Raw genomic sequence first — 16,472 nt, 5'->3', positions numbered from 1 at the left:
AAGCATTTTGCGCGCTCGAATGCGCTTGGTATGACGACAAGATCATTGGCACACATAGGATCTTTATCGGACAAGTTGCCGCAGCGCGGACTTGCCGCGGCTGTACATTGTTCAATTTCGAGCGCGCGCTTCGAGTTTTGCGCAGAACGTCGTTAGAATAGAATACATGCTGAGCGGATGACCGGTACTGGAGCGACCGTTATCAAACAATCATCTCGCCGACTCGTGGATTGGTTTGGTTCTTACGGGCCACCACACGTTGAGAAGCACGCATTCCTCGCGACTAGCTACACTTTGCGACTAGCTACACTTTCCTACCGCAGGCTGGACCCACATGGTCCACGACGTAAACTACCAGCTTTGGTAGCTCAGTTCTCCTCGGTGGGCGCGTAGCATCGCGGCAAGGTCGTGCTTCAAACGCGCACTGCATCGCAACAGACAGCCAAGCTGAGAGCTCCGTGCTCGATCTCGATGCGGGCAAGCGGACGTACCATGATCTTCGGCGAGTGATGAAAGTTCAGATTCGAGGGGCATCAGACAACTATGTCCAGTCACCCGTTTGAAACCTCCGTGATCCTGGATGGTATCCGCCGATGGGTCGAACTCGAGTCGCCGACGGAGCAGCCGGATCAGCTCAACAAGCTGGCTGACGTCGTAGCGGCAGGCTATCGCGACCTACCGGCGACCATCGAACGCATTGCGGGACGCGAGGGTTGCGGCGATCACCTGGTCGCGCGTTCGTCCTGGGGACAAGGCGTGCCGGGCATTCTGGTCTTGAGCCATCTCGACACAGTCCATCCGATGGGATCCATAAGACGACTACCGTTCAAAATCAACGGTGACAGCGCGTTCGGCCCGGGCACCTACGACATGAAGGGCGGTGCCTATCTGGCCTATCATGCATTTCGGCAGATCTGCGCCGACGACGCACGCCCACCGCTCGGCATCACCCACCTCTACGTGTCGGATGAGGAGATCGGCAGCCCGACCTCGCGGGCGCTGATCGAGGCAGAGGGCCGCAAGGCGAAATATGTGCTGGTTACCGAACCAGCGCGCGACGGCGGCAAGGTCATCACCGGGCGCAAGGGCGTTGGCCGCTTCGATGTGCTCATCAAGGGCGCATCGGCGCACGCCGGTACACGCCCCGAGGACGGCCGTAGCGCGATCCGGGAACTAGCCAATGTGATCCAGACGCTCGAGGCAATGAACGACCTTTCGCGCGGCATCACCGTCAACGTTGGCGTCGTCCGCGGCGGCACTAAACCAAATGTAGTCGCCGAACAGGCTTATGCGGAAGTCGATCTGCGCGTGCCGACCATGGCTCATGCGGACGAGTTGGTGCCAAGAATCCTCCGAATGACCTCGCGCACCGATGACGTTCGCCTGAAAGTATTGGGCGGCTTGAACCGTCCTCCCTATGAGAAGAGCAAGGCCGGCGCTACGCTCTACGAGCACGCCAGGCAACTTGCCGCTGAGATCGGCTTCGATCTGCTCGACGCGTTCAGCGGCGGCGGCTCCGACGCCAATTTCACCGCGCCGCATACCGCAACCCTCGATGGCCTCGGCGTAGACGGCAAGGGCGCGCATACGCATTATGAGCAACTCTATATTTCATCGATCGAACCTCGCGCGCGGCTGCTGTATCGCCTCTGTCAGACACTGCGATAACCACGAAACGGGACGTGAGCGTGCCTAAGCGGACGTTGTCGCGGAACCGCTAGAGCTGCGAGCAGTCGATCGCTGGACGAGCGAGCCTCTCCAACAAGGACCCGGTCGGCAGTAGAACCGTTCTCATAAGAGCGCCACTTTCTGACGGAAATCGCGCTGCAAGCTCTCCACCCACCACCGGGATCTGCCCCGACATACCCATTGGGATGTACACGCAGATTGTCAGAAAGAACTTGAAACGGACGTAACGTTAAGTTGTACGATATTTCGGTTGGCACCCATCTTCATCCGCCGCCGGGACTGACGAATGTCTCAGCTGGTCAGAACAATCCCGCACCCTGGTTGGTCATGATCTTCATCCCTGGCGGCCTGTCGGTCGAAACAGTAACGCAGCGCCCCTTGAACGCAGCCTTACGCCTCGCGGCTAGTTGCAATGGTCGGGCATTGCAGAATCGCAACACTGTGGCTGGCGCAAGTCGGCCCAGCAACGAGCAGGTGACGTGAGAAGAGATCAATGCAGAGTTCGATGCAGCGCCCCTGCAGGGCGCGGCCTCTTCCCGATATTGAACCCGAACCCCTCTTCTGGCGGAACACAGTCCCAAAGGCGTTCCGCCGAACCGGCTCTTCGCTCCGTTCATGCCGGCCTGCCGGTTGGTTCTCGTCGCGGAGATGTGCGACCGGCCGTGAACCTCCAGAGGATTTCAACGGGCCCCCGCTGCAAGTATCACTCGGCGTGAACGGAACGCACCGAAGAGATTGCCTGGTATCCTGGAGCAGCAAGTTGAAAGAGCCTGACGGCGTCAACAAGGTCTTGTTGATCGATCACATTGAAGGCCAGTGCCGGGCCATCATCGGCTTCAAGGATGGAGACGCCCGAGCTGCCTATATGTGCGGCGAGCCTGTCTGTCAAAGACCAGGCAAGAAACAGTCGTCATGGTGCGCTTACCACTACGGGCAGATGCACACCGCCACTGCTGAGCCAAGCAGAATGAGTAATCAATCGCCAGCGATTGGCCAGGCAATATCCGTTGATCGTCCCCGTAACGACCATCAATAGCTGCATTGTCCTGCCGAAGGTCGTGATTATCGCTTGTGCAACGGACGCCGAACCATGTGATGGCGGCCTCGCGAGGGCGTTGCGAGGTCGCGCCCGGATCGAAGCAGAAGCGCTGATGGCGCATGTCCGGTCGCGCCTCGCCCGTTTAAAGGTTCCAAGCGAGATCATTTTCACGCATGGGGAAGGTCCAGCATTTTGTGTGGAAGGAAGCCAGCAGGCAATCGAGCGGCAAGGGAGGCGGCAGTTGAGTTCGACGGATGCAGACACGCCGTGCTTTCCAGCAACCCTGCCGATGATGCCGCGATGCCGCGAAATGATCTTGTCGGCCGCATTTCCAGGTCACGGCAGCCGGTTCATCCGTTTTTGCTAACGCTCTCTGAGTAACCGACTACGCAAAGGTGACCGATGCCACGGATCATAATCATGAATGCCGGTACGCCCCAAATGTCGGGCTCCGATCTGACAGCAGCTCAACTCGCGCTCGCTGCCAACTCGGCTTACCGTTCGACGTGGTTTGCTAAGGAGGGTGATCTGATTGTCTCGCCACTTTCCATCCCGGCAGATCTGCTCTCCTACATCGGCGAGACACTCGATTTCGACGCCTCAAGCGTTTCATTGCTTGTACCTGAATTTGGTCACGAAGCGCCGGTCTTGAATGATTGCACCCTGCTGTCCAGCAGCATCGTTGAGGGGCTCAACAGCCGTATTCGTCAAACATCTTCGTGGAGCATGTATCCCTGCTACTCCAGCGAAGGCGTCGCGCGATTGGCGGCGATGCTGGGCATTCCGCAATCCGGGGACGATTTCGCTCTGCAGCGAGGACCTGATCTGCTGAACCGCAAGAGCCATTTCCGTCAATTGGCGACAAGTGTCGCGCTCCCGATGCCAAATGGAATCGTCACGACGAACTCGAACGAATTGTTCCGGGCGGTCAACTTGCTCCGCCACGAGACCGGCAGGGTCATCGTGAAGCTGGACAATGGGGCCGGCGGCGTCGGCAATATCATTCTGGCCAGTAACGAAAGCGGTCCACTGCCTGGGGCAAGAGATACGCGGCGGATTCCATGGCCGTCGTTTGATCCTGATGCACTTTGGGCCGAGATGGCCACGGCGTCGTGCAACACGCTGGTCGTGGAATCATATCACCGTGCCAGGTCCCTCTTCTATCTTGAGTATGAGATCGAGAATGATGGTTTAATCTTCATCAACAGTGGAAACATACGTCTGCGTCGAAGCACAGATCAATCCGAAAAGGCTCTGATCTGGACAGGACTAGAGCTTCCAAGCGATCTGAGGAATGAGCAATGGTTGACTGCGCAGACGCATGCTCACCGCTTCGTGTCCCTTGTCCGCAATCTAGGATATCGCGGACCGGTTAATATTGACGCCATTTTCACGAACGACGGGCGGCTGCTCTTCAATGAAGCGAACGGCCGCTGGGGTGGCGGCTCGGTATTACACAGCATTGCCGTCCGGCTCCTGGGCTTCGACTACTCCGGTTCCCACGTTATTTCATCCGTGAGGAATGTTCGATCGAGTTCGCTCAAGGCTGCACATGAACGTTTCGCCAGGGAGGGCTTTCTATTCGATGGCGCACGCAAGCAGGGCGTGATCCCGCTCGCCAGTGACCAGGAGGCTGGCACGGTGGAGTGCCTCGTGATTGCGTATGACCGGCCCGCCGCCGGCGATCTCAAACAACGGCTACTCACATTGGTTTGATTGGGGTCATGGTAACCACATGTATCCTGCCACTCCAATCATTCGAACTTACGCCTGCTTCCGACAGCGTGCTGGAGGACGGTACCTGGGAGGCGACCGGGATCCGCGTCCATCTCGCCTGATGCGGATATCCGTTGCCGGCTGCGCTGTTCAGCCGACAGACGGATCCGGGCGAAAACCGGCGGTCGGATGGAGTCCGTCAGCGTAAGGCGCGATCAGTCCCGAGGCGATCCTGAAGTGCCGGTCGATCGGCGATGAGGCGCTCGAGGTGCAGCGGCTCACGGTCCGGCCGCTCTCCTTGCGCCAATCGTCCGGCCAACGCTCGCGTCGCGTCCACCACGAAGACTCCGCAATCATGACCGTTCAGCTGCTGGGCCATCCGTGCCGCTTGCAAGCGGGAGCCAAGACGTGCTGCGAGCTGTTCTGCAACGGCACGGTTGCGAAGCCCGGCAGAGTCATAGTGATAGGCAACCGCGGCTGTCGGCACGCGCCGATCAACCAGCAGCAGCGACCAGTGCGATCCGCCGCCAGCAACTCCACCATCATTCACGGGGACGAACAAGAAGTTGGCGACATCTGTATGTTCCTCATTGAAGATCTGCAGCAGGATCTGCATGCGGTCGCTCTCACTCGGAACCAGACGCAATATCTGGGCTTGCGCCGGGTGTACGAATCGCGTCTGGCGAGCAAGATCGGGATTGTTCCAATATAACTCCTCTTCAACCAGCGCGTACTCGGCGGCGATATGTTCGTCGTGCAACCATTCGGTCAGGCCTAGCCGCTGTCCGTTGTGCCCGTCCACCTTGACCGCCGCAGCCACGCCTTGGATGCCGGCATCACTTGGCGTGCGTAACTGGCCATCATCACGCAATTCTTGAGACAGCAAATCCATCAGGGCCTCGACACCGCGCTCGACATCAGACGAACGAGTCTCGACAGAGGATGGCGTAGCGAGCAGCATGCTCCAATCAAAGTCGGGCGACATCGGCAGCGACCAGCTCGAGGTTGGTCCAGCGATTGCCGGCCTTGCTACTTGATCTATCTCTGGCGCGCGCTCGGGGCTGGCTAACCCGGACCTCGCCGGAAGCTTTACTAACAACCCCCAAAGCTGATCCTGATCGTAAGCCGTCGGCAGAAGCAATGGCCAGCTGACAAGCCGCTGCGGCGATCGTTGCTGCGAAGCTTCGTCCACAACGTGCCCCGGGGCAGCTCGTGGCGGTGTCTCGTGGCCATGTCCATTCTGTTCCTGTGAAACGGACGCATCCGGCTGATTGGCTGGAAGCTGCACTAACGCTTCGGCTTTTGAACCGCTGTTGTGGCTCGACTGCCGCTCGAACGCGCCGTTTTGCGGATCATTGTCGATCCGCTGTCTCTTCGTCGATCTGGCGCCCGCGATTACGTGCTCATCATCGCCAACAACGTACTCGGTGGAGAGCAAATCGTCCCAATCAAGTGCGTTGGTCAGCCCCTCCGCGGCAATCGCATTCTCGTAATTCTCGCTCAAGGCATCCAGGCTCTCTCCAGGATCTGGAGCCTCGTGAGGGTGCGGGATCGACGCGAGCAGCGAGGAAGTGCTGGCTGCAGGCGGTCCCGCCGACAGATGGTCGTGCTCTTCCGCGGCAACATCCACAGGCGAATTGACGGCACCTAGGGGTGCATTGTCCGGCGCAACTTCATCAGTTGTGCGCCTGAGTTCCGTGGCGTCCACACCTGCGGCCGATTTTGCCAGCGTCCGATCTGGCCTGCTTGCCGAACCAGATAAGCCGAGGGGCTCGGTTGATCCATGACGCTCGAGGGCGCCCCTCCTGACCTTGCGCAGGCAGCATCTCTGACCAGCCGACCGTTCGCTGCCACACGCCGTCGGGCGCAACGGCGTCTGCCGACCGCATTTCATCCGTTCCGACCGCCGCTTCCGTATCGGGACGAATACCGCCATCAAGCTCGACCGCGTCGTCGCCGGCCAGTGTCTTTCGCAAGTGGGCTAGTGCAGCTCGAACCTTCAGGTGATGATCGGGTGTGGCCCCCATCCAGCGACTTGTCGTGAAGCCGGGCAGCGATGGCGAGCTTGGCATTGTTACGCAGGTACTCGCTGAATTTGCCTAGGGCAGTTCCATACTTGTATGCTGTGGCTGCTTCCTTCTTGCCCTCGTTAATGACAGTCGACTTGTACTCCTTGATGAGCTCGGCGTCCTGAGCAAGGGGCTAGTCCGCGGGATAGCCCCCTCGGCCCGACACCTAAGAGGTCCGCAGATGGCCGAGCGCAGTGAGGATACCCCGCCCGCTAATCTCTTCGAAAGCCGCTGCGTCGCTGTCCAGCGTACTGTCGTGAAGACGCTGGGCAATTCCCTGCTTGCTGTGTTTGACGGGCCAGCGTCCTAACCTGAGAAGCGAATCGACGTGCCCTTTTGCAGTACGCTCCTTGAAGCCGCGTTGATGAGTGCTGCTCTCAAACCCTCGACGAGAGGCACATCTTCAGAATAAAGGGGCTCACTGCTACGGCCTGCGAAAGCCCACACTGCCTGGCCCTGGCTCGACTGCTGCACGGAGGGCAGCAGCATCGCCCGGGAGCTTCCGCCATGCGATAGCGTCGAATATTCATGCTGATCGGTATCCGTAAGGGGCAGCCCCACGCTTCGTGATGCGCCGACCAGTTGGGCGGAGGTCTGCTCCGGCACGCCACTGCCCGCATTGGCGATCTCTCTCAGCTGTTGTTCGAATGCCGCCGGGTCCGCCAAGGGGGAGACCGACGAGTTGTCTTGCGCGCCCGCGCTGCCCGACTGCTGAAGCACGCGACCAGGAGAGGGAACGTTCATTCGCTGTCACTTTCGACGGTGAAATATCTGGACCTCGGCTGCGGCATGGGACAATCGGGCGATCGAGCGACTGCGATGAGAGCATCAGCTAACCGCTTTTCTTTCGCCTGCCCTTTGCACTAGAGTCTGTTTTCGCACACGCCGTCCCAAATGGTCCCAAGATCCGCCTGTTTTGTTAGGTCGGATAGCTGTCGAGAACCTGACGAGCCCGTAGCTTTCTACGAGCGGCGCGACAACACGGTCGCGCACGCGCCGGAACACCCGCAGTTCGAAAACAGTGACGAGGTCCTGCCCCGACGTTGCCCCAGTATTCTTATGAGGCAGATTGCGCGATTCTGTCGATCGTGGCTTCCATGGCTCGGATCAGCATTCCGGCAGCCTGGCCGAGCAGTGGCCTGTCCGCGCGGGTGTTTGCGCCGACTCCCTTAAGCCAGAGCAATTGCGGTCGTCGAATTCACCATCTACCGCCACGCTCATTCCAGCAAGCGATCGGCAGGCGGTGGGTGCCAACGAAGGCATCGCCGTACAGGCCCTCCAAAACAAATGGACCCGGCAAAAAACGTATTCACTGCTCGAAACACCCGGTTCCCGCTTTGACCAAAGTTGGCGCACCCCGCCCCGGGTGGAATGTGGAACCGCCGACGCGCCTTTGTGCGCCCGAACTCGCTGCGGGGATCCTGGCGGGTCACCACGTCGTTCCTTTCCGAATGGCTCTCGCCGACGGCCCTCACCAGAGCCAACCTGAAAGCGCGCGCCGCAGCGACAAACCATCTCGCAAGACAGATCTTCTGCAAGATGGGTGCGATCTGCCGATCTCACTGCCTCAGAGCACTTGCGCCACTCAACCTATTCGCAAGTGTCTGAGCTAACTTGCTTTATGGCCGCTGGTAGAGCTTTCGATGATGCGCCGGTTTGTGCCGCTGCGCTTCGAACAGAAGTAGACCAGCGACCGGCGCTCCCCGGCGGACACAGGCTTCACCTCATGGCGCAGCCTACATGTTGTGACGAGCACCGCACCAAGCGGTGGTCGAAATATCTGCTGCTCATACGCGCTCGGATATACGACGAATTCACCCCCCTCAAAATCCTGCGCGAGCTGCACAATTACGGAGTATTCAAAGTCTGGATCGCTCTCGGCATCCAAATGGATGCCGACAAACGAACCAGGCGGCATACGATGCAACTGGCATCTGCGAATCACATAATCCGACGACGCTCCCAGGATCCGTTTTAAGGCGAAGCCGCGGTCCTTCCTTTCAAGTAGATCGATGATTTGCCCCGCCGCTGCGCCATCCACATTGCTGGGATTGCGGCCGGGCGGGTCCACCCTTACGCGTTTGACGAAGACGTTGTGCGCGTCGCCTGCATCTCCCAATCGCACCTCTTCTTCGGGAATCTCAGCCTGCAGCTGATTGATCCTTGCCAATTCATCCTGCGTAAATAACGTCTGGGGGCTGATCACGATCGTACCCTTCACCAGCAGCTCTACGCGGAATTTCGTCAGAGCCTCTTCTGAAAGCAGGCCTTTTTTGTCATTTGCTGAACGCGCCATTGGGTTCACTCCGGGGTTTGTTCTTCAATGCAGAGCCAGGATCCTGGTCGCTTCGAGCGGAATGCTTGTTCCCAATGCTCGCCATCGAACTCGTCTATTCTGATGCCTTCGATCGTTCTTTTATCCAGGCATCGAACATTGACGCTGAATCCGGAGGGATTCGAACGCGGCCGATAGAATGGCTTGACGCCGCAAACCCGACAAAACGTGTGCCGGGCGATGTTCTTATTGAACTGGTAAGTAGTGAGGAACTCTTCGCCGCATTCAATCGTGAGCCTATCGCCAGGTACCGGCAAATGCATAAATCCAGACATCCGGCAGATCGAGCAATTGCATCGAACTGCAGATAGCTGCCGCGGCGCCCGCACGAGGAATTTGACAGAACCACAATGACAATGGCCACGGTGTTCGATTTCAGCTCGGTCATTTTGCTCAAGTGAGGGAATTCGGAGCAGATCCTGGCACCACTTTAAGTTCAGTCGATAGGCCCGATCGAACTCGTCCAGAAAACGACCATTGCAATCCGCCGAGACAAGTTCGCCAATGAGGCGGCTTGTCATCTCTCCATGATACTTTTCGGCTGGATCTTCTCCACCGACGTGGCTGCGGAAGTACTCAAGATCGTCGGGCCTCGTGTCAAAGGTTTTGACCGTGGTGGTCCACAGCGCCTGGATCATCTCCGCAGCGTGCAGCTCAAAGGCGACCATGTAGGCGCAACGTACCACAGGGTCTTTTGCTGATAATCCGTCATAGAGAGAATGCAGGTACCGGTTCGTCGTGGCGCTATAGTTGGGGCGTATTGCTCTGCCGAGCAGTCGCGATGCATCCCTTCTGAACAGGTTCGAGTGAAAATTTTCGGTCAGCAGAATGTCGGGTAGCGCCACCTTGCCACCCTGGATAATTCGGCCGTAGCCGCCCGTCTCATCCCAGCAAATGAAATTTGCGACGACGCTGGTCAGCTCAATATCCCTGGGAAGATCCCGATTATGATGCATTGCTTCGAATATGAGATCCTTTTGCGATCCTGCCTGCAGATAGGGAAACGCCTGCGACATCGCCAGATATTCAGGCAGCAGGCTAGCAAACTGCTCTTCGGACAGTTCCTTAGCAAAGGGATGTGCGCCAAACTGAGCTCGCGCGCGCTCAGTCAAATGCGCGCAAAATATCTGCGGAGTCTGATCCGGCGAAAATCGAGAAGCGTCAGAAGACGTCATTTGGACGATGGCCATAAGAGAGAACAAACCCTGAAGAAACGAATTTTCGTCGTGACCAACTATTGGCCGGTCGAGACAGAAGAGCTCGATGGCTCGATGGCGCTCGTGACCACCGTCGCCTTCCAGACGAGTTCTACTCTTTGCATCCTCGCGGCCCCCTTAGCCGGGCGTCGTGAGCCCAATCCTTTTCACACATGGAGCACGCCCATTGATTGATGCGGCGACAACCCTGTCAGAAAAAGGAGGCGCATCTGCCGCGCTCTTGAGAGTTTCAGCCGCAATCTGCACGAGATGTCGGCAGCTCGCCGCCACGAGCATCTGAGAAAACACCGCCGCTGGTTCTTTCCGCCTGCACTCGTCCGCTCCTGTTGTTTCGCACGTCTTCAGCAATCGTCGTGCCAAAACCTGCTCTCACGCCATAAGCTTCGGAATAGTTTGGGAAAACGTTCATACGGGCTCGTCATGGCAAGCGTCTTGAGTCTGACACGGTTTGCATGGCTGTCGGAGATCGAGCAGCGAAAAAGTGTCAGCCTCTGCCCGCAAGGGGCATACGTCCTTGACCACCGAGATCGCTCCAACAAGCTTCATAGCTGCCGTGCCGGCAAACGAATCACCTTCTGAATTCTCAATTTGGTTTGAAATGAAGCTAGCTTGCGGCAATTGTCGTTGAGATCTGCTGGTGCTCCGCGAACGGGCGCTGAAATATCTGCACTAATCTAATTATCGCCGAAAATACGCCGAAAAGATCTGGCGCCTTCCGCGCGGCCGGTAATGTCACCAACGACAAAGTCACGGCCTGACGCAATTGGGCTGGCGTGAGGTTTTCCGAACCGGCCATTCTTGACGGGAAGGAAACTCGCGTGTCACATAGACTTATTCAGCCCGGCACGGTTAAATCGCGCCTCAATGCAATCCTGCGTGCAACCAGCGGCAATTTCCTGGAGCAATTCGACTTTTTCCTGTTTGGCTTTTACGCCAGCGCTATCGGACGAGCCTTCTTCCCGTCCGAAAGTGAAACAGCCTCGTTGCTCAACACCTTCGGCGTGTTCTGGTTGGGAGCCTTAATGCGTCCGGTAGGCGCAATCGTCCTCGGCGCCTATATCGACCAGATCGGCCGTCGAAAAGGCCTGATCATCACGCTATCGATCATGGCGATCGGCACTGTCATCATCGCCTTCTGTCCTAGTTACGCGACCATTGGCATTGCCGCCCCGATTATCGTTTTAGCCGGACGGCTGCTCCAGGGTTTTTCCGCCGGCGTCGAGGTCGGCGGCGTTTCAGTCTACCTGGCGGAGATCGCAACCCCAGGCAATCGCGGCTTCTATACCTCCTTTCAATCGTCCAGCCAGCAGGTCGCGATCTTTGTCGCGGCGAGCGTGGGCTACCTGCTGAACGAGTCGATGCCGGCCGAAACCGTTGCCTCCTGGGGGTGGCGCATTCCGTTCTTTCTCGGCTGCCTTATCATCCCGCTTATCTTCCTTCTTCGTCGAACACTGGAGGAAACGCCGGAATTTCTGGCGATGAAGAAGCACCCGAAAGCCCGCGAGATCTTTGCCTCGGCGCTGGTCAGCTGGCGCGTGATCGTTCTCGGAATGATGATGGCGATCCTGAGCACAACGACCTTCTATTTCGTCACCGTTTACACGCCCACTTTCGGCAAGACAGTCTTGAAGCTATCCGCTCAGGACGCTCTCCTTGTTACGCTTCTGGTCGCCATGACCAATTTCTTCTGGAATCCGATTGGCGGCGCCGTCTCCGACCGTATCGGCCGAAAGCCTGTTCTGCTCACCATTGCCGGCCTTGCATTGATGACCGCGTATCCGGCTTTGAACTGGCTGGTAAGCGCTCCCACCTTCGGGAAGATGTTGGCAGTCGCGATGATGTTCTCGTTCTATTTTGGCACCTACAGTGGAACTATGTTGGGCACGCTCGTTGAGATCGTGCCCGCGCATGTGCGCACAACTTGCTTTTCTTTAGCCTTCGCACTTGCGGCCGCCTTGTTTGGGACCTTTACGCCATTGGCCTCGACCTGGCTCATTGAGCGGACCAACGACAAGGCCTCCCCGGGGTATTGGCTGATGTTTTCAGCCGCGCTCGGCATCATCGCGGCACTGACGATCTATCGGGGCACCGCCAAACCGTCGAGAACCGCGGACCGTTCACACCCTGAACCAAAGGACAGCACTTTGGGCGTGCAGACGGCATCGCCCTAGCATGATGCTTCCTGATGCAGACCGTTTCGCCTCGTCGTCACTGCCACTTCGAAGCTGGCCTTGTGTTATGGCCTGACTGAGCTTCTATCCAGATCAAGCATCACGGGCGGATGCCGCAAGATCGGCTTCGAGCTTGGGTTGATGCTTGAAAATGGCGTCTATCAGCGCCTGCGCCGGTTGCTCTGTGGCCTCAACCAAAGCCGCCTTCTCAGCGCGTGCAGATGGCGCGAACACTCGCTTGACGACGGTCGGCGAGCCCTTGAGACCGCATTTGGAGATGTCCTCGACGCCGGCGTCATGCGCGCTCCATTTCACGATCGGCGCCCGTGCGGCACGTAAGGCATCCGCCATCGCGCCGCGCCGTATCTGGTTTGTCGCCTCCAGCATGGTGACGAGACAGGGAAGTCTCGTGTGCAGCACCTGGATACCACCTTCGGAACGTCGTTCTGCTTCGATTGTATGTGCGACGAGATCCAGGGATCTAACCTTGGCGACGTAGGTAAGCTGCAACACGCCCAGCCGCTTTGCGATGCCGGGCCCAACCTGCGCGGTATCGCCGTCGATGGTCTGCTTACCCGTGAAGATGAGGTTTACCGGGCCATATTCCTTACCAATCTTCCGGATAGCTGTTGCCAGTGCATACGTCGTGGCAAGGGTGTCAGAGCCCGCAAAGCATCGATCGGTGAGCAGTACGGCGCGATCAGCGCCATAGGTCAGCGCCTTCCTTAAAGAGTCTTCCGCCGAGGGCGGGCCCATTGTCAGCACGGTTATTTCGCCGCCGAACCGATCGCGCAGCTCCAGCGCGGCCTCAAGCGCAAAGAGGTCATATGGGTTGATGATGGTCGGCACACCCTGACGCATGATTGTATTAGTAACGGGGTGCACGCGGATCTGCGCAGAGTCAGGAACCTGTTTGATGCAGACGACATTGTGCACGGAGTTGCTCCAAAAGTTGCGACAGCTGCGAAGAGGCCAGCAAGTCTCGTACCATCACGGCTCTCCTTGGACTTTGCTCGCTATTACAAAGGCCTGGACCGAGCCGATCGAGCGACCTGGCCCGGTTTTGTGAGGGACGAATACCGACATGCGTCGAGCCCGCGACAGCGCCCTGACGCCGCCCGGCACGTCAGGTAAGTGACGCCAAGATCCTTGCGGTCAAAACCGCTTGATTTCGATTCCGTATTTTCTCAGCGCGTAACCAATCTGGCGCGGCGTTAGCCCCAGCAAGCGCGCTGCCTTTGCCTGCACCCATCCAGATTTTTCCATGGCTGCAATGACTCGCTCGCGATCGGCTATCTTCGCGCCGCTTACGAGGACTGTACCGGGAGGAGCAGTCAACGAGGCCAACTCGCTGCCGCCTGGCGGAGCCGGCGCGGTCGCTTCCGATAGCGGAGCGATCGACTTAGCCAGCACCGGCGTGCTCGGGACCGGTGGCATAATCATCTGCTCCGAGGTGCTTTTCCACAGCATCGCGGAAAGACATTGGCCGTGGCAACAAGCGAAATCATTTCTCACGATTGCTGGCCCAGCGGACAGCGTCGCCGTGCGCTGAATGCAGTTCTCGAGTTCTCGGACATTTCCGGGAAATCCGCAGCTCATCAGCACATCAATCGCGCTCGCCTCCAAGGTCAGCGTACGCCCGTTCTCATTGTTGAAGTTCCTGAGAAACTCGCTGGCCAACAGCGGAATATCACTGCGCCGTTCGCGCAGCGGTGGCAGAAGCAAAGGAACGACGCTGATCCGATAGTATAGGTCAGCACGAAACTCGCTCTTTGCCACGGCCTCTTCCAAATTCCTGTTCGTCGCTGCTATGACACGAACATCGACCTTGATGGTCTGGTTGCTGCCGACGCGCTCGAACTCTTGCTCTTGCAGAACTCGCAGCAATTTCGCCTGGAACGGCGCCGAGATCTCGCCGATTTCGTCAAGAAATAGTGTCCCTTTGTCAGCAAGCTCGAAGCGCCCCTTGCGCGAGCTGAACGCGCCGGTGAAGGCACCTTTTTCATGGCCAAACAATTCGGACTCCAGGACCGTCTCAGGCAGCGCCGCGCAATTCAGTTTGACGAAGGGCCGCTTGGCGCGAGATGACGACTCGTGAATGGCTTTGGCTACCAACTCCTTTCCGGTCCCGGATTCACCGCGCAATAGAACTGTGCTGTTCGACTTGGCTACAATCGCGATCTTCTCGAGAAGCCCACGGAGCGCCGGGCTGTCGCCAATGATACCGTGGACCGGGAGCTTCTTACGATCCCGTGCAGGTTGCCTAAGCTCAAACAATTGCTTTTGTAGCCGGTCCTTCTCCACCATCAGCCGTTCGCGATCGCAAGCGAACAAGCGATGCAGCTTCACTGTCTGTCCCACCAAGTTGGCGATCATGGCGAGTAGTTGTGTATCGTGATCGAGCCGCAGACTCGACCTGTCGTCCCGGATACGGTCAACTGTCAGCGTACCCACGACCTTGGGGTCGATGCGAATTGGAACCCCGATGAACGACACGGGCGTACCATCCGAGGCGCCCAGCACCTCGAGATCGGCGGCGCTGAATGCCGGATCGGCTGCCACATTTTCGGCGACAAGAGGCCGGTCCGCCGCGACGATTTGCTCGATCGCCTTTCGGGGCAAGCGCAGCCGGTAGCGTTCGTCGCTGCCCTCGCTCCAGCCGGCGCCAACCGTGATGTCTGGCATCCCATCATCGTCGAACAGTGAGACGATACCGTGTCGCATCTGCACAAACGATTGCAGAAGATCGAGGACGTTGGCCAATGTGACTTCAAGCCGGCAAGGAGCGTTCAGTATCTTCGATATTTCGAAAATGCCGGTCAGTGCGCTCTCGCGCAACGGCTCGAAGGAGAGCTCGCGCTCCGGCTCCACTTGTGAGGCAGGCCTTTCGCGTGCGGTAGCGATATGCAGCATGAGACGGTCTCCGATGTTTTGATCATCCTCCCTGACGCCTTGTTCTGGTTTGCGAGCTTCGTTCCGCATGTCATTCTCGATCTAGCGCCGAGAGATAACGAGATGACATAGAAACGTAACAGCTTTTCGTAACACGACGATAAACTTTCAGTGCGTTTGCTTTTGCGGAATGGGTGACCGACGCCGGCGTGAAACGCACGTTCCACTGCTGCAGCTCACGTCAGCTGCGTTGCCAGACGAGGCCAATCACAGATGTTGCCCACCGTTGATTGGCAGCTCGGCTCCCGTGACGTAGCTCGCAGCATCTGAACACAGGAAGAAGATGACCTTCGCCACCTCTTCTGGCGTTCCCACTCTGCGCAGCGGGATCGTTGGCACAAGACGCGCTTCGGTGTCGGGCGACAACATGTCCGTCCCGATTTCGCCGAGAGCAATCGCGTTCACACGAACGCCGTGCGGCGCATAATCATGGGCCATTTCGCGTGTGAGACTTGCAAGCGCCGCCTTCGACGTCGCATAGGCACTTCCAGCAAACGGATGCACCTTCGATCCGGCGATCGAAGTCACATTGACGATCGATCCCGACCCAGCTCTCAGCTCGTCAAACAAACCCTGCGCCAGCAGGATCGGAGCCACGAGATTGAGGTGGAAGACCCTCATCCAAGTCTCGGTGGATGTCGTCAAGGATGTTAGCCGGTCCCCGCTAGGTGTTTTGGGCGAAACCCCGGCATTATTCACCAGCGCATGCAAAACTCCACCGCTCAGGCGCTTCTTGACCTCGCTTACCGCGCGCGGCAGCATTCGATGGTCGCTGAGGTCGATCTCGACATGATCCTCGTTCCCTGATTCCCACGGGCAGCGCTCGCCGTCGAACGGCTGGCGTGCGCAAGAAATGATACGCCAGCCAGCTTCTGAAAACAGCTTGGCAGTAGCGTGACCAATTCCGCGCGATGCTCCGGTTAGCAGCATCGCCTTCCGTTCTCCTCGATGCAAGCCAGCCTTATCGGCCTGAAAAGGACAGGTTGAGTGCATCGCCGATGGCGCGCCCGGGATCAGATCATCATTTGGCAGATCGAGACCCACGCCCCACCTCCTCTCCTGTTGCGTGCTCGCGCACTCCAAGCAGGAATTGGGCCACCATAGCCAAGGCAATGCCGCTCTGTCTTTGCGGCCTGGTGTCGCGCACATCGAACGTCTGGCGGGCTCGCGAGGCGTCGCGTTGCCTTTGCGACGACAATGGCGCATCACCGATAAAATGTCAGGAGTCGGCTCTCGTCTGTGTCGCGAGCAAGACAGGTCACGAGGCGTACGCTGAATCCTGAA

Annotated in this window: 13 protein-coding genes; 6 read left to right on the top strand and 7 right to left on the bottom strand. The window is 58.3% G+C overall.

The genetic code is table 11. From position 1 onward, the window contains the following. Window positions 1-543: 543 nt before the first annotated feature. The 4 genes from ACVISU_RS29830 to ACVISU_RS29815 all read left to right on the top strand — a co-directional run bounded on the left by ACVISU_RS29830 (window position 544) and on the right by ACVISU_RS29815 (window position 4,444). Window positions 544-1,668 (top strand): M20 family metallopeptidase, encoded by a 1,125-nt coding sequence (locus ACVISU_RS29830; RefSeq protein WP_456709312.1) that lies wholly within the window; start codon window positions 544-546, stop codon window positions 1,666-1,668. A gap of 781 nt (window positions 1,669-2,449) precedes the next feature. Continuing rightward, a complete protein-coding gene (locus tag ACVISU_RS29825; RefSeq protein WP_456709311.1) occupies window positions 2,450-2,725 on the top strand; it encodes a hypothetical protein in 276 nt (91 codons plus the stop codon). Next, window positions 2,697-3,095 carry a hypothetical protein gene (locus ACVISU_RS29820; RefSeq protein ID WP_456709310.1) on the top strand — a complete coding sequence of 133 codons (399 nt, stop codon included), beginning with the start codon at window positions 2,697-2,699 and terminating at the stop codon, window positions 3,093-3,095. Before ACVISU_RS29825 ends, ACVISU_RS29820 begins: the two co-directional genes overlap by 29 nt. Before the next feature lie 53 nt (window positions 3,096-3,148). Beyond that, the gene (locus tag ACVISU_RS29815) at window positions 3,149-4,444 is read left to right on the top strand and encodes a preATP grasp domain-containing protein (protein WP_456709309.1); all 1,296 of its coding nucleotides are present in this window, start codon (window positions 3,149-3,151) and stop codon (window positions 4,442-4,444) included. Window positions 4,445-4,643: 199 nt separating this feature from the next. On the opposite strand, the gene ACVISU_RS29810 is transcribed toward ACVISU_RS29815, so the two are convergent. From ACVISU_RS29810 to ACVISU_RS29795, 4 genes are all read right to left on the bottom strand, one after another. Further along, window positions 4,644-6,152 carry a Ulp1 family isopeptidase gene (locus ACVISU_RS29810; RefSeq protein WP_456709308.1) on the bottom strand — a complete coding sequence of 503 codons (1,509 nt, stop codon included), beginning with the start codon at window positions 6,150-6,152 and terminating at the stop codon, window positions 4,644-4,646. A 667-nt stretch (window positions 6,153-6,819) separates the two neighbouring features. Further along, the gene (locus ACVISU_RS29805) at window positions 6,820-7,257 is read right to left on the bottom strand and encodes a hypothetical protein (protein WP_456709307.1); all 438 of its coding nucleotides are present in this window, start codon (window positions 7,255-7,257) and stop codon (window positions 6,820-6,822) included. A gap of 865 nt (window positions 7,258-8,122) precedes the next feature. Further along, a complete protein-coding gene (locus tag ACVISU_RS29800; RefSeq protein WP_456709306.1) occupies window positions 8,123-8,809 on the bottom strand; it encodes a 2OG-Fe(II) oxygenase in 687 nt (228 codons plus the stop codon). 5 nt (window positions 8,810-8,814) lie between these two features. Then, entirely contained in the window at window positions 8,815-10,038 is a 1,224-nt protein-coding gene (locus ACVISU_RS29795; RefSeq protein WP_456709305.1) for a GFA family protein, read from the bottom strand. On the opposite strand from ACVISU_RS29795, the gene ACVISU_RS29790 reads away from it, so the two are divergent. Continuing rightward, window positions 10,024-10,239: a hypothetical protein gene (locus ACVISU_RS29790; protein WP_456709304.1), complete on the top strand. Its 216-nt coding sequence runs from the start codon at window positions 10,024-10,026 to the stop codon at window positions 10,237-10,239. The genes ACVISU_RS29795 and ACVISU_RS29790 overlap by 15 nt on opposite strands. Before the next feature lie 644 nt (window positions 10,240-10,883). After that, window positions 10,884-12,236, top strand: coding sequence for a tricarballylate/proton symporter TcuC (gene tcuC / locus ACVISU_RS29785; RefSeq protein ID WP_456709303.1), 1,353 nt, complete (start codon window positions 10,884-10,886; stop codon window positions 12,234-12,236). Window positions 12,237-12,329: 93 nt separating this feature from the next. On the opposite strand, the gene ACVISU_RS29780 is transcribed toward tcuC, so the two are convergent. The 3 genes from ACVISU_RS29780 to ACVISU_RS29770 form a co-directional block, all read right to left on the bottom strand. Then, window positions 12,330-13,172, bottom strand: coding sequence for an electron transfer flavoprotein subunit beta/FixA family protein (locus ACVISU_RS29780; protein ID WP_076829357.1), 843 nt, complete (start codon window positions 13,170-13,172; stop codon window positions 12,330-12,332). Window positions 13,173-13,391: 219 nt separating this feature from the next. Continuing rightward, window positions 13,392-15,218, bottom strand: a complete 1,827-nt coding sequence (nifA, locus tag ACVISU_RS29775) for a nif-specific transcriptional activator NifA (protein ID WP_456709302.1) — start codon at window positions 15,216-15,218, stop codon at window positions 13,392-13,394. A 177-nt stretch (window positions 15,219-15,395) separates the two neighbouring features. Further along, on the bottom strand, window positions 15,396-16,232 hold the full coding sequence (locus tag ACVISU_RS29770; RefSeq protein WP_456709301.1) for an SDR family NAD(P)-dependent oxidoreductase: 837 nt from the start codon (window positions 16,230-16,232) through the stop codon (window positions 15,396-15,398). Between the last annotated feature and the right edge of the window lie 240 nt (window positions 16,233-16,472).

The sequence above is a fragment of the Bradyrhizobium sp. USDA 4452 genome (assembly GCF_054063575.1).
The sequence above is the reverse complement of the archived record's forward strand: the minus strand, read 5'-3'. Positions and strand labels throughout refer to the sequence as shown.